At 63.9% G+C, this 21583-nt stretch carries 18 protein-coding genes; 10 read left to right on the plus strand and 8 right to left on the minus strand.

The window, feature by feature from the left end:
- Window positions 1–35 precede the first annotated feature (35 nt).
- A complete protein-coding gene (locus tag ACIQ3Q_RS04690) occupies window positions 36–2096 on the plus strand; it encodes an ATP-dependent helicase (RefSeq protein ID WP_396267831.1) in 2061 nt (686 codons plus the stop codon).
- Window positions 2097–2109: 13 nt separating this feature from the next.
- On the opposite strand, the gene ACIQ3Q_RS04695 is transcribed toward ACIQ3Q_RS04690, so the two are convergent.
- On the minus strand, window positions 2110–2670 hold the full coding sequence (locus tag ACIQ3Q_RS04695) for a superoxide dismutase family protein (RefSeq protein WP_396267832.1): 561 nt from the start codon (window positions 2668–2670) through the stop codon (window positions 2110–2112).
- A gap of 261 nt (window positions 2671–2931) precedes the next feature.
- On the opposite strand from ACIQ3Q_RS04695, the gene ACIQ3Q_RS04700 reads away from it, so the two are divergent.
- Genes ACIQ3Q_RS04700 through ACIQ3Q_RS04715 form a run of 4 tightly spaced genes read left to right on the plus strand, consistent with a single transcriptional unit; the run spans window position 2932 to window position 7832 of the window.
- Window positions 2932–3693: a hypothetical protein gene (locus ACIQ3Q_RS04700; RefSeq protein WP_396267833.1), complete on the plus strand. Its 762-nt coding sequence runs from the start codon at window positions 2932–2934 to the stop codon at window positions 3691–3693.
- A 26-nt stretch (window positions 3694–3719) separates the two neighbouring features.
- Window positions 3720–4346, plus strand: coding sequence for a hypothetical protein (locus tag ACIQ3Q_RS04705; RefSeq protein ID WP_396267834.1), 627 nt, complete (start codon window positions 3720–3722; stop codon window positions 4344–4346).
- Window positions 4343–7138 (plus strand): YjbH domain-containing protein, encoded by a 2796-nt coding sequence (locus tag ACIQ3Q_RS04710; protein WP_396267835.1) that lies wholly within the window; start codon window positions 4343–4345, stop codon window positions 7136–7138. The genes ACIQ3Q_RS04705 and ACIQ3Q_RS04710 overlap by 4 nt, the downstream gene beginning before the upstream one ends.
- Before the next feature lie 49 nt (window positions 7139–7187).
- Window positions 7188–7832 carry a DsbA family oxidoreductase gene (locus tag ACIQ3Q_RS04715; RefSeq protein WP_396267836.1) on the plus strand — a complete coding sequence of 215 codons (645 nt, stop codon included), beginning with the start codon at window positions 7188–7190 and terminating at the stop codon, window positions 7830–7832.
- A 58-nt stretch (window positions 7833–7890) separates the two neighbouring features.
- Here the strand turns inward: ACIQ3Q_RS04715 and ACIQ3Q_RS04720 are convergent, their stop codons facing one another.
- The 5 genes from ACIQ3Q_RS04720 to ACIQ3Q_RS04740 all read right to left on the minus strand — a co-directional run bounded on the left by ACIQ3Q_RS04720 (window position 7891) and on the right by ACIQ3Q_RS04740 (window position 12695).
- Entirely contained in the window at window positions 7891–8565 is a 675-nt protein-coding gene (locus tag ACIQ3Q_RS04720; protein ID WP_396267837.1) for a VOC family protein, read from the minus strand.
- A gap of 22 nt (window positions 8566–8587) precedes the next feature.
- Window positions 8588–9883 (minus strand): glutamate--cysteine ligase, encoded by a 1296-nt coding sequence (gene gshA, locus ACIQ3Q_RS04725; protein WP_396267838.1) that lies wholly within the window; start codon window positions 9881–9883, stop codon window positions 8588–8590.
- Between the two features lie 149 nt (window positions 9884–10032).
- Window positions 10033–11571, minus strand: a complete 1539-nt coding sequence (gene amt, locus ACIQ3Q_RS04730; RefSeq protein WP_396267839.1) for an ammonium transporter — start codon at window positions 11569–11571, stop codon at window positions 10033–10035.
- 38 nt (window positions 11572–11609) lie between these two features.
- Window positions 11610–11948 carry a P-II family nitrogen regulator gene (glnK, locus tag ACIQ3Q_RS04735; RefSeq protein ID WP_396267840.1) on the minus strand — a complete coding sequence of 113 codons (339 nt, stop codon included), beginning with the start codon at window positions 11946–11948 and terminating at the stop codon, window positions 11610–11612.
- 24 nt (window positions 11949–11972) lie between these two features.
- Window positions 11973–12695 carry a TorF family putative porin gene (locus tag ACIQ3Q_RS04740; RefSeq protein ID WP_396267841.1) on the minus strand — a complete coding sequence of 241 codons (723 nt, stop codon included), beginning with the start codon at window positions 12693–12695 and terminating at the stop codon, window positions 11973–11975.
- 371 nt (window positions 12696–13066) lie between these two features.
- Between ACIQ3Q_RS04740 and ACIQ3Q_RS04745 the strand changes: the two genes are divergently transcribed.
- Window positions 13067–14623: a YifB family Mg chelatase-like AAA ATPase gene (locus tag ACIQ3Q_RS04745; RefSeq protein ID WP_396267843.1), complete on the plus strand. Its 1557-nt coding sequence runs from the start codon at window positions 13067–13069 to the stop codon at window positions 14621–14623.
- A 48-nt stretch (window positions 14624–14671) separates the two neighbouring features.
- On the opposite strand, the gene ACIQ3Q_RS04750 is transcribed toward ACIQ3Q_RS04745, so the two are convergent.
- Both ACIQ3Q_RS04750 and ACIQ3Q_RS04755 read right to left on the minus strand, forming a co-directional pair.
- On the minus strand, window positions 14672–15682 hold the full coding sequence (locus ACIQ3Q_RS04750) for a hypothetical protein (protein WP_396267844.1): 1011 nt from the start codon (window positions 15680–15682) through the stop codon (window positions 14672–14674).
- Window positions 15679–16911 (minus strand): glycosyltransferase, encoded by a 1233-nt coding sequence (locus tag ACIQ3Q_RS04755; RefSeq protein ID WP_396267845.1) that lies wholly within the window; start codon window positions 16909–16911, stop codon window positions 15679–15681. Before ACIQ3Q_RS04755 ends, ACIQ3Q_RS04750 begins: the two co-directional genes overlap by 4 nt.
- Window positions 16912–17102: 191 nt before the next feature.
- Here ACIQ3Q_RS04755 and ACIQ3Q_RS04760 point away from each other — a divergent pair, with 191 nt between their 5' ends.
- Genes ACIQ3Q_RS04760 through ACIQ3Q_RS04775 form a run of 4 tightly spaced genes read left to right on the plus strand, consistent with a single transcriptional unit; the run spans window position 17103 to window position 21432 of the window.
- Window positions 17103–17948, plus strand: a complete 846-nt coding sequence (locus ACIQ3Q_RS04760) for an ABC transporter permease (RefSeq protein ID WP_396267846.1) — start codon at window positions 17103–17105, stop codon at window positions 17946–17948.
- Window positions 17949–17958: 10 nt separating this feature from the next.
- On the plus strand, window positions 17959–18633 hold the full coding sequence (locus tag ACIQ3Q_RS04765; RefSeq protein ID WP_396267847.1) for an ABC transporter ATP-binding protein: 675 nt from the start codon (window positions 17959–17961) through the stop codon (window positions 18631–18633).
- A complete protein-coding gene (locus ACIQ3Q_RS04770) occupies window positions 18630–19724 on the plus strand; it encodes a capsular biosynthesis protein (RefSeq protein WP_396267848.1) in 1095 nt (364 codons plus the stop codon). Before ACIQ3Q_RS04765 ends, ACIQ3Q_RS04770 begins: the two co-directional genes overlap by 4 nt.
- Before the next feature lie 4 nt (window positions 19725–19728).
- Entirely contained in the window at window positions 19729–21432 is a 1704-nt protein-coding gene (locus ACIQ3Q_RS04775) for a polysaccharide biosynthesis/export family protein (RefSeq protein WP_396267849.1), read from the plus strand.
- The last annotated feature ends 151 nt before the right edge of the window (window positions 21433–21583 follow it).

Here is a 21583-nt window from a genome sequence, read left to right on the forward strand (position 1 = left end):
CCGCCACCCTCCGTTCCCGATCTCGCGTTTTCCCTATGTCCGCTGCCACCCTGAACCCCGCCCAAATGGAAGCCGTGCATTACTTGGGTGGCCCCTGCTTGGTGCTGGCGGGTGCCGGCTCGGGCAAGACGCGGGTGATCACCCACAAGATCGCGCGGCTGCTGCAAACCGGGCTGCATCCCAAACGCATTGCCGCCATCACCTTCACCAACAAAGCGGCGCTGGAAATGCGAGAGCGGGCCAAGTCCCTCGTCGGCCCCAAGGCCGCTAAAGACCTGGCCATCAGCACCTTCCACTCCTTGGGCGTGCGCATGCTGCGCGAGGACGGCGAGAAGCTCGGGCTGAAGCCCAAGTACTCGATCTTGGATGCCGACGATGTGTTGGGCGTGCTGCGCGATGCCGGCTCTTGCACCGACAACGCGCTGGCCCGCCAATGGCAATGGACCATCAGTCTCTGGAAGAACCAGGGCTTGAACAGCAGCACCGCCATGGCCGCAGCCCAGAATGCGGATGAAGAGTTGGCCGCCAAAGTGATGGCGCTGTATGAAGAGCGCTTGGTGGCCTATCAGGCGGTGGACTTTGACGACCTGATCAGCCTGCCGCTCAAGCTGCTGCGCAATAACGAAGAAGCCCGCCGCAAGTGGCAAGACCTGTTTGCCCATGTGCTGGTGGATGAATACCAGGACACCAACGTCGTGCAGTACGAGCTGCTCAAGGCCTTGGTGGACCACCCGGATGAAGACCGGCGCGGCCGCTTTACCGCCGTGGGTGACGATGACCAGAGTATTTATGGCTGGCGCGGCGCGACCATCGAGAACCTGAAGAAACTGCCCGAAGATTTTCCGGCGCTGAAGGTCATCCCACTGGAGCAAAACTACCGCTCCACCAGCTCGATCTTACGGGCCGCCAATGCAGTGATCGCGGGCAACCCCAAGCTGTTCGAGAAGAAGCTGTGGAGTGACTTAGGCGACGGCGAGCCGGTGCGCGTCTCGGAGTGCGACACCGACGAGCACGAGGCCGAGCGCGCGGTGTCCTTCATCCAAGGCCTGCGGGGCAATGATGGCCGCATCAAGTTCAGTGACTTCGCCATCCTCTATCGCACCAACTTCCAGGCGCGGACCTTCGAGAACAAACTGCGCGCCGCCCAAATCCCCTACAAAGTCTCGGGCGGCCAGAGCTTTTTTGACCGCGCCGAGATCAAAGACCTCTGCTCTTGGCTACGCCTGCTGGTGAACCAAGACGACGACCCCGCGTTCTTGCGGGCCGTCACCACGCCCAAGCGCGGCATTGGCCACCAAACCTTGGGCGCCTTGGGTGAGTTCTCGGCCAAGTGGAAGGTCAGCATGTTCGAGGCCCTGTTCTCGCAGAGCCTGGCCACTTCCTTGAGCAAGAAGGCCATCGACTCGCTGCATGAATTTGGCCGTTATGTGAACGACCTCGAATACAAAGCCCGCCACACCGTGGGCTCCGAAGACGCCCGCGCGGTGCTCACCACCTGGCTCACCGAGATCGACTACGAAAAGCATCTCTATGACAGCGAGGACAGCGAGAAGCTGGCCGCCTCACGCTGGGGCAATGTGATGGACTTTGTGGACTGGGTCGCCAAGCGCTGTGGCGGCGAGATCACCGCCGAAGGTGGCGCCACCATCGAGAGTGAGAAGAAAAGCCTGCTGGATGTCGCTCAGACCATCAGCGTAATCTTGAGCTTGGCCGAGCGCGGCGACGCCGAGCAAGACATGGTCACCCTGACCACGCTGCATGCCTCCAAAGGGCTGGAGTGGCCGCATGTGGTGCTGGCCGGCGTGAACGAGGGCATCTTGCCCTTCAAGAGCGACACCGACGAGATGACGCCCGAGCGCTTAGAGGAAGAGCGGCGGCTGATGTATGTGGGCATCACCCGCGCGCAGCGGACTTTGGTGGTCAGCACCGTGCGGCGCCGCAAAAAGGGCCGCGAGATGGTGCCCGGCATTCCCAGCCGCTTCATCAAGGAGATGAAGCTGGATGAAGTGGGCCTCAAAGAAGACCCCAAGGACCGGCTCAAGCGCATCCGCGCTGAGCTGGCCGCTAAGGCGGCAGGAGCCCTGCCGCCCGCCTGAAGGGCGCCCGTGTTCAGTGCGCGGCGATGACGCCGCAGGCGATGCGCGCGCCCGAATTGCCGGTGGGCTGGGTCTTGTAGTCATCCGGCCCAATGTGCACGATGAGGCTGCGGCCATTGATGCTGGTAGGGCCGGCCGCAAGGGTGGGGCCATGCAGCATGAACTTTTGGTCGGCCATGCCTTTGCTGTCGGACTTCAGCGAGGGCATATCCCCCACATGGCGAGCGCCGTCTTGCGGGCCGTGGGGCTTGCCATCCGGGTTGAAGTGGCCGCCAGCGCTGGTGCCATCTGCCGACGCGCAGTCGCCCTTTTCATGGATATGGAAGCCATGCTCGGCATTGGGCTTGAGGCCGCTGACCTTGGCGTGCACCATCAAGTGGCCATCCATCTCGTGGAACATGACCAAACCGGTGACCGCGCTGCCTTGAGTCGGGCCGAGAGAGGCCGTCGCCATGGCCCCCTTACCCATGGCATGTGAGCCATGACCACCCTCGCCGCCCTTAGAGGCACAGCCTCCCAAGACAGCCATCGAGACCACGGTCACAACCAACCCTGCTTTGCTCATGATGGACATGCTCACTCCTTGTGTAGAGGTCAAAAACGCCGACTGTAGCCTTTGCGTGCAGGGCTGACCAGATCGACCTGTCCCGCACGCTACTGTGAATAGTCCGCAAATCTGTCGCTCAGGGGCCTCAGAGGGAGCCCAGGTTGAACACTTCTCCGTTGCCCGGCGTACAGAAACAAAGCCCGCGCGGTGGCATGGTGCGTCCGCTCACTATGCTGGTTGGCATTGCGGTGCCTCGTGCCGCTGTTATTCCTTTGGAGGAACTTCATCTTGACAAGCAAAACTCTGACGCTGTGCGCCTTGAGCGCCACCTTGCTGGCCTGCGGCGCTGCCAGCGCGGCCATGGTCACCGACAGCCACGGCAACGTCGGCTACGACACCGCCGCTGAATGCGATGCGGCTGTCGCCGCTGGCACCGCCAAGTTCTACACCTCCTTCACCCACAAGCCGCCGCTCAGGCGCGCCGGCGAAGCCAGCGTGAAGGCCATGCCCCTGAAAGAGCTGGGCTTGCCCGCCGATGCGGCCATGGCCCTGAACTACACCGGTAAGGATTACACCCGCGGTGCGTGCGACATCGGCGCAGGCCGCTCCGGCGGGCGTGACGGCGTGGCCAAAGAGCTGCAAGGCAAGTACGTGCCCTACAGCCCAGACATGATGGTCAATGTGTACTACAACAAGCAGGGCGTGCCGGTGCGTGCCTCGATGCAGCAGTGCGACAACTGGTTCGGTGCCCGCCTGCCCCGCCCCATCCCCGCGCCAGTGCCCGTGGCCAAGCCGGCGCCTGCGCCCGCACCCGCCCCCGTGGTGACCGCACCGCCCGCGCCGCCGGCACCGCCCGTGGTCCAAGCCCCGGTGGTGCCAAAGCCTGTCGCACCAGCCCCCGTGAAGGCGGCCGTCACCGCCGCCAAGGGGGGCATAGGCTGGACCGAAGTGCTGGGCGCGGCCGCCGTGATCGGCGTGGGTGCCGTGCTGCTGAACAGCGATGGTGACACCGGCACGACGGGCACCACAGGCACCACCGGCACCAACTGACGCAAGCGCCTGCGGCGAGATCGCCAGTGAGCAGTCGAGCACTGGCCACCGCCGTGGCCTGCGTGAGCCTGGGCTTGACGGCTTGCAGCCCCACCATGCGTGCGGGCTGGCAAACCGTGGAGCAAGCGTGGGGTACACCCGCGCCGGTGCGCCACACCGCCCTGAGCCCGGCCTTGCGCTACCTCTTGGTGCAGCAGCAAGGCCGCGAGGCTTTGTTGGTCTGGGTGGGCGATGAGCCCGGCCCCTTAGGCACCACCAGCGTGTGGGTGGGCGCCGACGGGGTGGTGCTGCGCACCGCACAAGGCCGTTTGGTGGGCGTGGCCGAGCCCACGCGCAACTGGCGCTTGATCCGCCAAGCGGCCACAGGCTCTAGCACCGTGACCGACATCGTGGATGTTCAACCCGGCCACCGGATCGGCTTGCGCCAGACCGGGCAGCGAGAAGCGCTGAGTACGGCCCCCACCGCTCACCGATTTGTAGGCGATACAAGGGGCTTGCGCTGGGAGGAAGATCGATGGGCAGACGCCTCCCTGCCACCCGGTCATGTGGCGCTGAATGCCCAAAATCAAGTGGTGTATGGCCAGCGCTGCTTGGCGGCCGACTGGTGCTTGAGCTGGCAAGCCTGGCCCGCCGACCCCAAGATTTCTCCATGAGCGCACTGCTGCAAAAGAGCCTGACGGCACTGGCCTTGGCCGCCGCCCAGGCCGTTCAAGGGCAAGACGCGCCCGCCGCGCTGACCGTGTCACCGCCGCCTGGGCAGCGCCTGGGGGCTTGGCTGACCCAGCATCACGCTGAGGCTGCCGCGCAGTTCTATGAGCCGGGCTTGATGTGGCAGTCCACCGCGGCACGCCAAGCACAGCGTCAAGCGCGCCAAGCCCTGCTGCGCGACATCAGCGCTTGGGCCGCCGACGATGCGCTGCGCAGGGCGCAGACCGCAGCACTGCTGGCCCTGCTGCGCGAGTTACCCATCACCGGCCGCCTGCCTCTGGCCAGCACCGACCCCTGGCGCATGCAAACCGCCTCTGCGCTGGAGCCTTTGACCGCCGACGGCGATGTACTGGTCTTGCCACGCCGCCCCGAGCGTGTTCGCGTCCTGTCGGCAAAGGGTCCGTCGTGCGATGTGGTGGCCGAGCCCGAGCGTATCGCCGCTGATGTGCTGCACGCTTGCGGCAGGAGTGCCGACTGGGTGTGGCTGGTACAAGCCGATGGCAGCACACAGCGACTTGGTGTGGCCGAATGGAATGGCCAGCGCCAGCAAGCCCCTGGCCCCGGCGCTTGGCTGTGGGTGCCCCCAGACACTCAAGACTGGCCCGAACACTTCAACCCACGCATCGCCCAAGTGCTGGCCGAGCAAGGTGTGGCTGAGGGTGCCAATCCCCCCCGGCCCTTGGACAAGCCCCCCAGCCCGCCCCCGCGTGATCTGCCACTCAGCGCCAACGATTGGGGCATGACGGGCCTGTTGCAAACACCCTCGGCGCGCACGCCAGAGGCTGGCCGGGTGGCGCTCACCGTGAGCCGCGCCTGGCCCTACACACAAACCAGCGCCACGCTCAGCCCTTTTGACGGGCTGGAGCTGGCCGTTCGCTACACACACGTCAGCAACAAGCTCTATGGCCCCAGCATCGCGGGTGACCAAGGCTACAAAGACAAGTCCTCCGAGATCAAGCTGAGGCTGTTGGAAGAAGGCCGCTGGCAGCCCGCCTTGGCGCTGGGCTTGCGCGACCCCGGCGGCACGGGCCTGTTTGCAGGCGAGTACCTGGTGGCGTCCAAGCGCTGGGGCGCTCTGGAAGCGAGCTTGGGGCTGGGTTGGGGCTACCTGGGCGCGCGTGGCAACTTGCCCAACCCCTTGGGTGTGCTGGGCGAGCGCTTCAAGCAACGCGCCAATGCGGACGCGGGCAGCGGTGGCACGGCTAACCTCAAGAGCCTGTTCACCGGCCGCACCGCGCTCTTCGGCGGCCTGCAATGGCACACGCCCTGGGAAGGCCTGAGCCTGAAGGCCGAGCTGGACGGCAATGACTACCGACACGAACCCCTCAACAACAACGTTGAAGGCGCGAGCAGCCCCGTGAACGTGGGGCTGGTCTGGCAGCGCGGCCCCTTGGCACTGAGCTTGGGGCTGGAGCGCGGCCGCCAGTGGATGCTGGGCCTGAGTCTGCACACCAACGTGGCCCAGATGTCGCGTATCAAGAGCAGTGAGCCCACGCCCTGGCCGGTCAGCCGCCCCGCTCCAGTGCCAGGCCATCCCGCAGCGAGCCTCACGACAGGCCCCAGCGCCGACACGCTGCAAGCCCTGGCCGCACAGACCGGCTGGCTCGTGGCACGTACTTGGCAAGAAGGTGGCACCTGGGTGGTCGAACTGGACAACAGCCTCGGCCACAGCCTGGACGAGCGTCTAGATCGCGGCGTCGCCGTCTTGCACGAGCATGCCCCGGATGAGATTGAGCAGTTCCAGTTCATCCTGATGCAGCAAGGCGTGGCCATCAGCAGCCGTTCGGTGGCACGCCAAGCCTGGGCCGCACCACGCTGGTCTTGGGCCGGCCATGCGCCAGTGCTGCAGAGCAGGTCAGAGACCGTTCAGCGCCCTGGCCCCGACAGCGCTGACGCGACCCGCCAAGCTCGGCCACGCAGTGGCGGCTTCAGCCTGGGCGTCCAGCAGCACTTGGGCGGCCCCGATGGCTACCTCTATGCACTGAGCGCCCGCGCGCAAGGCCAAATGCCTTTGTGGGCCGGCGCCTGGGCGCAGGGCACGCTGCAAGCCCGCCTGCTGGACAACTACGAGCGCTACCGCTACACCGCACCCAGTGCCTTGCCACGCGTTCGCACCTTGGTGCGGGAATACCTGACCCAGGCCCGCGTGACCCTGCCCTATGCGCAAGCGACCCAGTTGAACCGCTGGGGTGAGGAGGTCTTTAGCTTGGCCTATGTAGGCGCCTTGGAGCCCATGTTTGCCGGAGCCGGGGCCGAGGTGTTGTGGCGGCCCCAAGGTGGGCGGTGGGCGCTGGGGCTGGATGTGAACCGCGTGGCCCAGCGTGACTTTGAGCAGCGGCTGGCCGTGCGCGACTACCGCGTGACCACCGGACACGCCAGCGCCTATTGGGACACCGGCTGGCAGGGCCTGGAGGCCAAGGTCTCGGTGGGCCAATACCTGGCCGGTGACCGAGGCGCCACCGTCGAGATCTCGCGGCGCTTTGCCAACGGGGCGCGCATCGGCGCCTGGGTCACCAAGACCAATGTGTCCTCGGCGGCGTTTGGGGAGGGCAGCTTTGACAAGGCCGTCTATGTGTCCATCCCCTTCGATGCCTTCCTGTCCGCCTGGTCGACGCAAACCATGAGCATGGCCTGGCAGCCGCTGATCCGCGATGGCGGCGCGCGGCTCAACAAGCTGCACACGCTCTGGAGCTTGACCGGCAGCCGTGACCCGCGTGCTTGGCGCCAGCCCGAGTGAGAATCCCTGCGCGAGCAAGCCTCGGCAAGATCGGCTGACAATCGGCGGCATGAAAATCGATCTCGTCTCCGATGTGGTCTGCCCCTGGTGCGTGGTGGGCTTGAAGTCTTTGGACATCGCCTTGCAGCGCTTGGGCCCCAGCTTTGAACCCGTTGAGCTGAGCTTCCAGCCCTTTGAGCTGAACCCGCAGATGCCGCCCGAGGGCGAGGACATCACCGAACACTTGTCGCGCAAATATGGCTTGACGCCCGAACAGGTCAAGACCAACCAGCAAGCCATCCGCGAGCGTGCGGCGGCCGTGGGCTTTGACTTCCGCATGGACAAGCGCAGCCGCACCTGGAACACCTTTGACACCCACCGCCTGCTGCACTGGGCGCACGAGGTGAACCCCACCCAGCAGCGGGCCTTGAAAGAAGCCTTGTTCAGCGCCTACTTCACAGAAGGACTGAACCCCGGCAGCCACGAGGTGCTGCTGCGCCTGTGCGGCGAGGTGGGGCTGGACGGCGACACCGCACAAGCCATTTTGAACAGCGAGCGCTATGCCGCCGAGGTGCGCGAGGCCGAGGCCTTCTGGCAGCAAGCCGGCATCCGCTCGGTGCCGGCCTTCATCATCAATGACAAGCACCTGATCTCTGGCGGGCAGCCGCCGGAGGTGTTTGAGCAAGCGCTGCGGCAGATTGCCGCGCAGGGCTGAGGAGCGCCGCCGCGCAAGGGCGGCGAGGCCGCGGCCAACTCAAACCCTTGGCGCGGCCTTAAGCGGGGACATGACTCGACAAGCTCACCTCACCCTGGGGCGTTGCCAGCGTCACGCTGAGCGCAGCACCGGGCAGAGGCTCTCGCTGTAAGGGCCGCAGGCGCAGCACTTGGGCGGTTTGGTCGGGCATGCCGCGCACGGTGAGTTGCACCAGGCGCACGCCGCTGTCGGGCATGGCCGAGGTGGGATGCGGGCCGCTCCACTGGATGAGCGTGGGCACAGCGCCCCCGGCCAGGGGCAAGCCATCGTCCGGCACCACGATCTGCCACTCCAGCAAGCCCTGCGCCGTTTGGCGGCTGGCCCTGAGCGTGGGGCCAGGCTGAAAGCGGCTGTTGATCAAGCCCCAGCGGTGCATGTCCACCATGGCGGAACGCGCCACATAGCCCACCAACTCAGGCCCTTGCTCGCGCAGCCGCTGCTGCAAAGCGGGCTGGTCCAAACCGAACCAGCGGGCACGGCCCGGATCGGGCGCGGCCGGGTTGATGGCGATGATCTCCAGATAGCACTGCGGCAGCGCAGGGCTGCTGAGATTGAGCAGGCGGTTGTGCGTGCCCATCAACGCATGCTCGCCCCCAGGCAAGCTGGCCACCCCCAACGTGGCCTCGCACCAGGCGGCGCCTTGGGCCAGGCTGTCAGCGGCAATGACCAGATGGTCGATCTCGGTGTGTTGCATCAGACCTCAGGCCACTGTTCGTTCACTCGTAGATTTCGGCATCAGGATCCGTAGCTTCCAGTTCGTAGGCCGCCGCCAACATGGCCAAGCGGCCGATGACACCGTACATGTAAAAGCGATTGGGAGCGCTCGCCCCCGGCCGCTCACCCGGCTTGGGCAATTGGTGGCTGTTGGCAAAGGCCAGGGGCACAAAGCTGGCGCCGGGGGCGTTGAGGTTCTCGTCAATACCCCGGTCCGCATGCACCCGGTAGAAGCCGCCCACCACATAGCGGTCGATCATGTAGACCACCGGTTCGGCCACTGCTTCATTCACGCGCTCATAGGTCGGCACCCCTTCTTGGATGATGACCTCGGTCACGGCTTGGCCGTCCTTCACCACGCCCATTTTGTTGCGGGTGCGGCGGCTGACTTCGTCCAGCTCTTTGGCGTCGCGCACCGTCATGATGCCCATGCCGTAGGTGCCATTGTTGGCCTTGACCACCACAAAGGGCTTGTCGGCAATGCCGTACTCTTTGTGCTTGCGGCGGATCTTGGTGAGCAAGGCATCGACCTGGGTCTGCACGCATTCCATGCCCGTTCCGTCTTCCCAATTCACTTCGCCGCAGTGCGCGTACATGGGGTTGATCAACCACGGATCCATCCCCAAGAGCTTGGCAAATTTCTTGGCCACTTCTTCGTAGCTGCGGAAGTGGTTGGTCTTGCGCCGCGTGGCCCAACCGGCATGCAGCGGCGGCAGCAGGTATTGCTCGTGCAGGTTTTCCAAGACCTTGGGCACACCGGCTGAGAGGTCGTTGTTGAGCAGAATAGTGCAGGGGTCAAAGTGCTTGAGCCCCAGGCGGTGCTTGGTACGCACCAAGGGCTCCAGCGTCAGGCTGGAGCCATCGGGCAGGTCCAGCGCGGTGGGCTCGGTGATGGACTCGTCCAAGGTGCCCAGCCGCACATGCAAACCCGCTTGCCCAAAGAGCTGCATCAGCCGCTGCACGTTCATCAGATAGAACATATTGCGGGTGTGTCGCTCAGGGATCAGCAGCAGGTTCTTGGCCTCAGGGCAGATTTTTTCAATCGCTGCCATGGCCGCCTGCACCGCCAGCGGCAGCATCTCGGGGGTCAGGTTGTTGAAGCCGCCCGGGAAGAGGTTGGTGTCCACCGGAGCCAGGCGATAGCCCGCATTGCGGATGTCCACCGAGCTGTAGAACGGCGGTGTGTGCTCCATCCACTCCAGCCGGAACCAGCGCTCGATGGCGGGCATGGACTCCAGAATGCGCTGCTCCAGCTCGTTGATGGGGCCAGTGAGTGCGGTGACGAGGTGAGGAACCATGATGGCAAGCCGAAGAAGGTGAGCACAGAAGCGCGATTCTTGCAGATCGGTCCGGGAAGCACAGGATTCAAGTCGCCCGCACAAAAAAAACGGGGGAGGCCCTTGCAGGCACTCCCCCGAACTCGCTTTGGAATGTTAATCCGAGATGCTCAGCGGCCGTAGGCCGTTTCGCCGTGAGAGCTGATGTCCAGGCCTTCGCGCTCTTCTTCTTCAGAGACACGCAGACCCAAGGTCATGTCGACCAGCTTGAAGGCGATGACCGAGACCACGGCCGACCACACCACGGTGATCAGCACAGCCTTGGCTTGCACCCAGACTTGTCCCGCAATGTTGTAGGCATCCGGCGCGATCATGGTGACCGTGGTCCAGTCCGCGACGGCGCTGGGGCCGCCCAGGTTGGGGCTGTTGAAGATGCCAGTCAACAGGGCACCGACGATGCCGCAGACGCCGTGCACGCCGAAGACATCCAGGGAGTCGTCCGCCTTCAAGATGCGCTTGAGACCCGACACGCCCCACAGGCCCGCAAAGCCTGCAATCGCGCCGATGATCAAAGCACCACCCACACCCACATTGCCAGCCGCCGGCGTGATGGCCACCAAGCCTGCCACAGCACCTGAGGCCGCACCCAACATGGAGGCCTTGCCCTTGTGCAGGGCTTCGCCGATGGACCAGGTCAGCACCGCAGCGGCGGTGGCGATGAAGGTGTTGACGAAGGCCAGTGCAGCAAAACCGTTGGCTTCCAGCGCCGAGCCAGCGTTGAAGCCGAACCAGCCCACCCACAGCAGCGAGGCGCCGACCATGGTCAAGGTCAGGCTGTGCGGTGCCATGGCTTCTTTGCCGTAGCCCACGCGTTTGCCCACCATATAAGCACCCACCAAGCCCGCTACCGCAGCGTTGATGTGCACCACCGTGCCACCGGCAAAGTCCAGCGCACCCATCTGCCAGATGTAGCCGGCCTTGGCCGTCATGGCATCGGCCACTTCAGCGCTGGTGTAGGCGTCGGGGCCCATCCAGAACCAGACCATGTGGGCAATCGGCAAGTAGCTGAAAGTGAACCAAAGCGCAGTGAACAGCAGCACGGCCGAGAACTTGATGCGCTCGGCAAAGGCACCGACGATCAGGGCGCAGGTGATGCCGGCAAAGGTGGCTTGGAAGGCCACGAACACGATCTCCGGAATGACCACGCCCTTGCTGAAGGTGGCGGCGTTGGTAAAAGTGCCAGCGACGTTGTCCCAGGTGCCCTTCAGGAAGAGGCGATCAAAGCCCCCGATGAAGGCGTTGTTCTCGGTGAAGGCCAGGCTGTAGCCGTAAATGGCCCAGAGCACGACGATCATGGAGAAGGTCACCAGCACCTGCATCAGCACGGACAGCATGTTCTTGCTGCGCACCAGGCCGCCGTAGAACAGGGCCAAGCCGGGCACGGTCATCAAGATGACGAGCAAGGTGGCCACCATCATCCAAGCGGTGTCACCCTTGTTGGGGGTGGGCGCAGCGGCAGCCGGGGCTGCGGCGGCCTCGGCCACAGCGGCTGAAGCGACGGCGGCTGGTGCGGAGGCAGCCTCCACCACAGCAGCCACCACAGGGGCGGCCGCTGACGCGGCGGAAGCGGCGGCGTCTTGCGCCGACGAGGTCATCGCGAATCCCAGGGCCGCCAGCCCGAGCGCGATGTGAGCGATCAGAGTTCTCATAGCAAAGTTCTCACGTCTAGGTTCAATGGGGGTCGCGGTCAGAGGGCGTCTTTGCCGGTCTCGCCGGTGCGGATGCGCAGCACTTGCTCCAGAGAGGCGACGAAGATCTTGCCGTCGCCGATCTTGCCGGTGCGGGCGGCGCCTTCGATGGCCTCGATAACCTGATCGACCACGTCGTCAGCGACGGCGGCCTCGACCTTCACCTTGGGCAAAAAATCGACCACGTACTCGGCGCCGCGATACAACTCGGTGTGGCCCTTTTGGCGCCCGAAGCCTTTGACTTCGGTGACGGTGATGCCCTGCACGCCAATGGCGCTGAGGGCTTCGCGAACTTCGTCAAGCTTGAAGGGCTTGACGATGGCGGTGACCATTTTCATGAGATGTCTCCAGTGTTGTCGAAATCAGAACGCATACTTCACAGCCAAGACCGCGCCGGTCTTGCCCAGGTTCTTGGCATTGGCACCCACATAGGCGTCCGTGTTGGTGCTCACCACCGTCAGGCTCGGCACCCAGCCCGAGAAATCCTTGCTCAAGGAGACCGAGTAGTCGGTGTAGCTGGCCGCACTGTTGTTCTTGACGCTTTGACGCCCGATGTGCGGTGCCAGCATCAGGCCCCCACCAAGGTCAAAGCTGGCGCTCAGGTCCAGATAGCCGCTTTGCTTGCTGTCGGCAAAGCCAAACAGATTGGTCAGGCTGTGCGAGTACTTGAGGGTGAACATCTCGTAGCTCAGCGCGCCGTAGATCTCCCCCGTGTTCGGGCTCACCGCCAGGTCGTGACTCGGGTACACATAGGCCAAGGCGCCCACATCCAAGGTCAGGCCCTTGGCGACTTCCCCCTTCCATCCGCCATACAGATCGACCTCGACATTGGCGCCACCGCCGCTGTCCTTGACCCACTTGATCGTCGAGGCCCAAGCGCCGGCGTACAGGCCATTGGGGCCAGCCAGGTCGACACCGCCTTGCAACGCGGGCTTCAAGCGCGACTGCGAAATGCCGCGATAGCGGTAGTCGGTGGTGGCGCTGAGGTTGTAGCTCAGCGCGAAGTCATCGGCAGCCATAGCGGGCGCGGCAGAGGCACCGAGAGCGGCCACAAGACTGAGGGAGAGCATGGAAGGCTTGAACATGGTGGACTCCGGGAGTTGATGGCAAAAACAGGGTTTGCCCGGAGAAAAGCAGCTTCCGTGCCAGCGATCTCCGCACCACCCAGCCCCCCATCAAGGTGGCAATCAGCCCACTGCGGCTGTGGGCCTGCGCGCTCTTGGAAGATCCCCAAGACCGTGCGCGCTCGTGGTGCATAGCCCTGCACGCCCGTCCGAGTGCACACCGATGGTGCATTTCTGGTTTACCCGTTCCCCCAAAATCCCCCATTTGGGGGGAGTTGCGAGCAAGACCACCCCGACCACAATGGATCTCGCAGTTGAGGAGCACGTGCGGGAAGGCACAGCCTCCGAATAACAGGGAGCCGGGCAAACGCCCAGGCCGGGAGGAGGCAGCGATGTCGCTGGCGGTGGTCAGGAGCAGGGCACTCGATGGGTTGTCCGCACCTGAGGTGCAAGTGGAGGTGCACCTGGCCAATGGTCTACCCAGCTTTACGCTGGTAGGCTTGGCCGACACCGAAGTCAAAGAGGCCCGAGAGCGCGTTCGAGCTGCCCTGTCCGAAAGTGGTTTTGCCTTTCCGCACAATCGCCGGATCACCGTGAATCTGGCCCCGGCCGACCTGCCCAAAGAGTCCGGCCGCTTCGATCTGCCCATTGCGCTGGGCATCTTGGCCGCCCAAGAGTTGCTGGACAACTCACTGCTGGCCCAATGCGAGTTTGCAGGCGAGCTCTCCTTGGCCGGCGAGCTGCGCCCCATTCGAGGTGCGCTCCCCCTGGCTTTGGCTTCTCGGCAAGCGGCTGCAGGGCGCATCCTGGTGCTGCCCCAAGCCAGCGCTGTAGAGGCCGCCCGCGTGGAGGGCGTGGATGTGCGCGGCGCACGTCATTTGACCGATGTCGTGGAAGCGCTGCTGCCCAGACCACCGGAAGAAAACTCCAGCGGCAAGGCCACCGAGCTGCGCTTACCCCGCCCCGCGGCGTCCCCACGCCGCACCCGCCGCGACGCGCTGGACCTGGCGGATGTGCGCGGCCAAGCCCAGGCCAAGCGCGCCCTTGAGATTGCCGCCGCCGGGGGCCACAGCCTGTTGCTGGTCGGCCCGCCGGGCTCGGGCAAGTCCATGTTGGCGCAGCGGCTGGTGGGCCTGCTGCCCGACATGGCCGACGATGAGGCCCTGGCCAGCGCCGCCTTGGCCAGTGTGTCGGCCAGCGGCTTTGACCCGGCGCAGTTCGGGCAGCGGCCTTTTCGCAGCCCGCACCACAGTGCCAGCGCGGTGGCCTTGGTGGGCGGGGGCTCACCACCGCGCCCCGGTGAAATCTCCCTGGCGCACGGCGGCGTATTGTTCTTGGACGAGCTACCCGAGTTCCCCCGCCAAGCCTTAGAGGCGCTGCGAGAACCCCTGGAGACCGGCCATGTCACCATCTCGCGCGCGGCACGCCAGGCGCATTTTCCGGCCCGCTTTCAATTGATTGCCGCGATGAACCCCTGCCCTTGCGGTTGGCTCGGTGCAGGCAGCCACGCGGCCAAGGCTTGCCGCTGCAGCCCAGATGTCGTGGCCCGCTACCAAGGCCGGCTCTCAGGCCCCCTGCTGGATCGCATTGACATGCAGGTGGAGGTGCCGGCCGTGTCGGCCAAAGAACTGCTGAGCGCAGCCCCTGCCGACGAGCCCAGTGCGGTGGTGATGGCACGCGTGGCCCACGCCAGAGGCTTGCAGCAGGCCCGCCAAGCGTGCACCAACAGCCTGCTCGCCCCCGCCGACTTGGAGCAGCACAGCAGCCTACACCCCAGCGCGCGCAGCTTGTTGGAAGCGGCCGCCATGCGCCTGGGCTGGTCGGGCCGCAGCCTGCACCGCGTCATCCGCCTCGCCCGCACCATTGCAGACTTGGGTCAGAGCGCGGCCGTGGAAACGCCGCACATTGCAGAGGCCATTCAGTACCGGCGCGCGCTGCCGGGGGGATGACTGGAGCGGCCCAGCGCGGGCCTCCAGCGCAGCCAGTGCCGACAGTGGTCAGCCCGCCCCACGCTGCGCCCGGGCTTGCGCCCCCTGTGCCAAGCGCTGACGCAGATCAGCGTCTTGACTCAGCTGCAACAAGGTTTGCACCCACACCTCGGCGTCCATGGGCAGCAGCAGTCCGTCTTGGCCATGCTGCACAAAGCCCCGGTAAGGCGGCACATCGGCATAGACGCCAAAGGCGCCCATGCGCGCGTAGTCGTAGAACTTCACCGCCCCACGCCCCTGGTTGAAGGCCGTGGGCTGCAGAGGCGCCAGGCCAATGTCCAGCCGATGGCTGGCGGTGTAGTGCTGGTAGCGCTCCCAACTCATGGGGTGCAGGATGGAGACGCGAGGCAGGTCGCGGAACTGACGGTTGATGGCCAAGTCACCGAACAACTCCACATGCAAGGTGGTGCTGCGGGCCATCAGGGCAGCCAGGACTTGGTGCAGCCAGGCCATCTCGGTATGGTGGGAGGCCGTGCCGTGATAACCCAAACGCAAGGCCTCTGGCTGCGCTCTGGACAGTGCAGGTGGCGGCGCCAGAGGCAGCAATACGGGCGTATGCGCCGCATATTTGTCAGCCAATGCCTGGGTGGACACCCACAGTTGAGCCTGCATCTGCGTGCACCAGTTGCGGTGGCGCAAGGCATGGCTGCTGATCTTGCGGGCATAGGTTTTGGGCAGGCCTTGCAAGACCGCCGGGTCCCACAGGTCGTCGTCCATGAACCAGGCCAAACCCGCGAGGTGGGCGCGCGCTTGGCTTAAGGGCTTGAGCCAAGCGGCGGGCAAATAGCGCAGGATCACGACAAAGTCGCCAGGCTGCAGAAAACCGGCCTCGGGCGGCTGCCTTGAATCGCAGCGCAGCACGGCCAACCCACGCTGCGCCAACCACGGGTAAAGCAGGTAGTCACCACTGGGGCTGGCGCCTTCCTCCAGGACCACCACGCGCCGCGCGGCTTGCAGGTCACTGGGCGGCGGACTGGCCAGAGGGGCCCGCAAACGTCGTAGAAGCTGTCGCACCGTCACACCGGACTCCCCATGGTGCGAGACAAGACGGACCGCCATTGGGGCAGGCAGACCGCGTGCAGGTCGCAGCGGCTGACGGCGGTCTGCCGGGCCGCTCGGCGCAACGCGCCGTCCTGCCCGCGCTGCGCCAAGGCGCGAATCATGGCCTCGGCCAGCGCCTCGGTGTCGAAGAAGTCCACCAAATGGCCATTGACCCCGTCTTCAATGTATTCCTGCACGGGCGCGGTGCGGCTGCCAATGACATGGCAGCCCAGGCTCATGGCCTCCAGGCAACTCCAGGACAGCACAAAGGGGTAGGTCAGATACACATGCGCCGCCGAGACTTGCAGCAGCTTTTGGTAATCCGCATAGGGCTGCTGGCCGACAAAGTGGACGCGGCGGGCCTCCAGATGCTCAGCCACCTCGCCCCAGTAAATTTGCTTCCAAGTCTGGCCCTTGGGTGCAGGAGCGCCATAACTCACCCCATCGCCGCCCACCACCACCACCTGCGCCTCGGGGCAGCGCTTCAGCACCGCAGGCAATGCCCGCAGAAAGCGGTGGTAGCCCCGGTAGGGCTCCAGATTGCGATTCACAAAGGTGATCAAGGGCGCGCCCGCGCTGAAGGACAAGCCTTGGGCTGGCAGCTCAAAGCGTGCCGTCGGGTCAGGCTGCAGCACCTGGGTGTCGATGCCGTCAAACACGACATCAACCTTGGCACGAAAGGCTTCTGGCAGGCGTGAGGCTTGCCAAGCCGTGGGCGCGACGCCCTGGTCCATGGCCAAAAGGGCCTCGGTCAGGGCCATGTTCTTCATGCGCTGGCGCAGGCGAGACTCCACGCCCCCCATCGGGAATTCGGGGTCAAAGCCCACATCGGCATCAGGTGTGCCGTAGAAAAACTCCATCAAGCAGACCAGGCGGGTCGCCGGGAACACATCCTTCACATACAGCGCCTCGCCCCAGGCCGGGTTGCAAATCACCAAATCGGGCACAAAGCCCTCTCGCGCCAAGGCCAGCATGGCTGCCGCACAGGCATCGCCCCGCAACACCTTGGCCTCACTCTCGCGCAGCAAGGCGTGCTGGCCGGCCACGGGCTTGCGCTGCACCGCGTAGGTTCGCTGATCCACCCCCTTGAGCCCCGGGCGGGTATTCATGCCCAAGGCCACGACGCGGTGCCCAGCCGCCGCAAGGGTAGGCGCCAAGTGCCGAAACTGCCCAGGGAAGTTCTGATGGATGAACAGGATGTTGAGCATGGCCAGATTGTCAGCCCGCCAAAGACCAGTGTTTACCCGCACAATCCAGACCTTGGGGTGTCCATCCCCTGTTTATTGGCGGCAGCCGCCCATCGACTCCGCCACAATGCGCCCCGGTGCTCCAATGGGAGGCATTGCGTCACCGTGAGCAGGTCGCACCCTTGTGCTGGCTCTCAGCCACCCCTGCAAACTTGGTCCCTCTGGTGATAGTCCTCGCCCACTTTTTGGGGCGCAATTGTCAAGTCACAATGAAAAGAACGCCGTTTCAGATCCAGAAAGCCGTGTGGCTTGCGCTCATCCTCAGAGAGCTCAAGACCCGGTTTGGCGGGCGCCTGATCGGCTTGTTCTGGGTGCTGATAGAGCCCTTGATTCACATCGGTTTGATGCTGGGCTTGCGCGTCGCTCTGCGGGACCGCTATGTCGGGGTGATGATTGAACCAGCCGTCTACTTGGTCGTGGCCATGGTCCCATTTTTTGCCTGTCGCAACATGTGGATGCAAGGGATGGCGGCCATCGAGGCGAATGGCGGCCTGCTGGGCTATCGACAAGTCAAGCCACTGGACGCGATGGCGTCTCGATGGGCCATGGAAGGCATTTTGTACGGGTTCGTCTTTGTGGTGCTGTCGCTCGGGTTCGCTTGGTGGGGCTACCGGTATTTTCCGCACCAGCCGTTAGAGTTCATAGGCATCTGGGCCTTGTTCGTGATGTGGGGCATTGCGCTTTCAATGATCTCGGCGGTGGTTGGGCATCGTCGCCCCGGCGTGAAGTTCTTTATTCGCGCGTCCTCGACGCCGCTCTATCTGATGTCTGGGGTGCTGATTCCGCTATCCAGCTTTCCGCCGTTCATCTACGAGTACTTGCTGTGGAACCCGTTCTTGCATTTGGTCGAACTCAGCCGGGTGTATTACTTTGCGACCTACGTTGCGCACCATGGCATCAATCTGGAATACCCACTGTATTGGGGCTTGGCCTTGCTTTTTGTGGGCGCGGTGCTCTACCACATCAACCGGATTCGCTTGCTGTCCAAGACCACCTAAGGCCTAGACCATGATCGAAATCCGAAACCTGACCAAGTCCTACCCCACCCGGGCCGGGCGACGCTACGTCTTTAGAGATTTGAGTTTCACGTTGCCCACGGGATCGGGCATTGGTTTGATTGGGCGCAACGGTGCAGGCAAGTCAACCTTGTTGCGCCTGCTCGGCGGAATTGATGCGCCGGACAGTGGTCAAGTGATTACCGATCAGAGTATTTCCTGGCCGGTCGCCTTAGGGGGAGGATTTCAAGGCTCCCTGTCGGCGCGCGACAACGTCCGCTTTGTCTGCCGGATCATGGGCGCCACTGGCCCTGCCATGAAAGAAAAGATCGCATATGTCGAGCAATTCGCTGAGATCGGCGACTGGTTTGACCTACCCATGAGCAACTATTCCCCAGGTATGCGGTCACGCGTCACCTTCGGGACGAGCATGGCTTTTGACTTCGACTACTACTTGATTGACGAGGTGCTGGCGGTTGGAGACCCTACCTTTCGTCAGAAAGCCTCTCGCGTGTTCAAAGAAAAGTTGGAGCGTGCCGGGGTGATCTTGGTGAGCCACAACCAAAAGGAGATCAAGGATCTGTGTAGTTCGGTCATCCTGGTGCACAACGGGCAAGCCATGGCCTATGACGATGTTGATGAGGGCTTTGCCGCCTTCAATGAAATGATGGAGGAGTCCAAATCATGAAGGCTGCGTCTTTCACCCCCAAGCGTTTGCAGTTGGCCCTGATAGCCCTGCCCATGGCCTTGGCCACGATCTACTACACCATGATCGCCTCAGACCGCTACGTCAGTGAGTCGATTGTGGCGGTCGGTTCTGCGTCGGTGGCCAGTGGATCTTCACCGCTGTCCGTTGGCACGGGGACGAGTTTGGCCGCCTATGTGGACACGCTCTACTTGATCGACTACATCCAGTCGCAGGCCGTTTTGCGCGAGTTGGATGCCAAGCTCAAGTTGCGTGACCACTACTCGGCGCCTCGGGCAGATTTGTTGTTTCGGCTATGGCCAAGTGCCAGCCAAGAATGGTTTCAGCGCTACTGGAAATCGCGTGTGGAATTGGAGTTCAATGACCTGAACGGTCTGCTGAAGATCCGAACCCAAGGCTTTGACCCGGCCACCGCAGAAGCCATCAACCTGGCCTTGCTGGAGACCTGTGAGCGCTTCGTTAACGAGTTCTCCCGCCGCATTGGGCGCGAGCAAATGAAGTTCTCCGAGGCTGAGTTGGCCAGTGCCTCGGCACGATTACAGGCGGCCAAAGACAAGGTCGTACAGTTTCAAAGCACGCACAAAGTGCTAGACCCCCAGGCCCAGCAAACCGCAGCCAACGCCTTGACGGCGGAACTGCAAACCACCATCGCGCGCCTGGAAGCCGACCTGAAGAACAAGCAGGCCTTCATGCAGAACGATGCGCCAGCCGTGCAGGCCGTGCGCGACCAAATCGCCGCGAACCGCGCACAGCTTGAATCGGAGAGAGCCCGCACCACCTCCACGCAAGCGGGCGACAAGATCGGCGCCTTGAGCGTGGAGTTCCAAAACCTCCAGCTTCAAGCCGCCTTCGCCGAAGACGCTTATCGCTCCGCCAACACGGGGCTGGAAGCAGCCCGCATTGAAGCCAGCAAGAAGCTCAAGAGCCTGATCGTCGTGGGGGCTCCCGCCAAAGCGGAGACCGCAGCCTACCCCGCCAAGCTCTACAACCTCTTCACCATTTTGGTGCTCTGCATCATTGTCTACACCGTCGTGCGACTGATGGTCGCCGCGATCCGTGAACACCAGGACTGAAGCCATGACCGCTATGAAGAATCGCCTCATCATTGCCCTGGCTTTGGGCAGCAGCCTTTGCGCCGCCCTGCAAGCCCAGACCCCCGTCACCCCAACGGCGATGGGTGCCATCACCACGCCACAAGCCCCCGCTGCCACAGCACCGACACCGGCGCCCACCAGCAGCACGGCCATGTTGCCCGGTCCTCTGCCAGCACAGCCCAACGCAGGGGCGGGGCTACCGGTGATGTTCGGCTCGCAAATGTTCAGCGGGCGTTTTGGCTCGGTGACCTTCACCGGCTTTAACCCCGACTACACCCTGGCGACGGGCGACCGTGTGCTGGTGCGCCTGTGGGGCGCGGTGACGCATGAGTCCACCCAGTTGGTGGACCCGCAAGGCAATATCTTCATTCCCAATGTGGGCCCGGTGAAGGTGGCTGGCGTGCGCAACGGCGAGTTGAACCAGTCGGTCGAGACCACCATCAAGCGCGTGTTCAGAGCCAATGTGGGGGTCTATGCCACGCTCGAAGCGGCACAGCCCGTCAAGGTCTATGTCACGGGTTTTGTGCGTGCCCCCGGCCTCTACGGCGGCTTATCGTCTGACTCAGTGCTGTACTACCTGGACAAGGCCGGTGGCATCGACACCGAACGCGGCAGCTATCTGAGCGTGGACGTGATGCGCAACGGCAAGCTACGCTCGCGACTGAACCTCTATAACTTCCTGCTCAAAGGCCAGATCGAACAGATGCAGCTGCAAGACGGCGACACCGTGGTCATCGCGGCGCGCAAGCACACCGTCACCGTACAAGGTGAAGCCCAGAACGCCTACCGCTTTGAGCTGGCCGAGGCCCGCATCAAAGCGGCCGACCTTCTGGCCATGGCCTCGCCCACGCCCAATGCGACACACATCAATATCGTGCGCTCCATTGGCCCAGAGAAGCGCAGCGAGTACCACCCCCTGGCCAAGGCCAACGAGGTGATGGTGGAGGCAGGGGACGAAGTCACGCTGACGGCCGACAAGTTCCCCTCCACCATCCAGGTACGGATAGATGGCGCCCATCAAGGTGAGCGCACCTTCATCCTGCCCTACGGCGCTCGCCTGAAGGACGTGATCGAGCGCATCAACCCAGCGCCCCAAGCCAATATGGACGCGCTGCAGTTGTATCGTCGCTCGGTGGCACAGCGTCAAAAGGAAAACCTCGATGCGACCTTGCGCGGCCTCGAAGCGGCAGCACTGACGGGTCGCTCTGCCACCAACGAAGAAGCCACGTTGCGCAAGAGCGAGTCCGAGATGATCATGCAGTTCATCGAGCGCGCCAAGACCATCCAGCCCAAGGGCCAGGTGGTGTTGAGCTCCAAGGAAGCCGCCGCCGAAACCCTGATGGAAGACGGCGATGTGGTGCGCCTACCTGAGCGCAGCAATGTCGTGTCGGTGTCCGGCGAAGTGCTGTTCCCCAACACCATGGTCTACACACCCAATGCTGCGGCAGCTGACTATGTGGAGTTGGTGGGCGGATTCACCCAACGCGCCGATCGCAACAAGCTCTTGATCTTGAAGACCAACGGCACCATCGACACCAATGGCGGCACCCCCAGCCCTGGGGACGAAATCATGGTGTTCCCGAAGGTGGAAACCAAGTGGGTTGAAGTGGCGCGGGGCATCACTTCGGTGCTGTATCAGTTGGCGGTCTCGGCAGGCGTCTTGAACGGCTCCATCGCCGCAAAGTAAGCTCCGAATCAAGGTACGCCTAGAGCAGTAGCAGGCGGTCATGGGCGTCGTTGTCATTGAGGTTCCACGCAAGCGCTCACACGCACGGATCATGCTGCAGAGCATTCGTGCCTTGCGCTCTGCGGGCAGGCTCCTGGGTCGACGTCACACT

Origin of the sequence: Ideonella sp., assembly GCF_044358605.1 — a bacterium.
In the GTDB taxonomy this organism is placed as follows: domain Bacteria; phylum Pseudomonadota; class Gammaproteobacteria; order Burkholderiales; family Burkholderiaceae_C; genus Ideonella.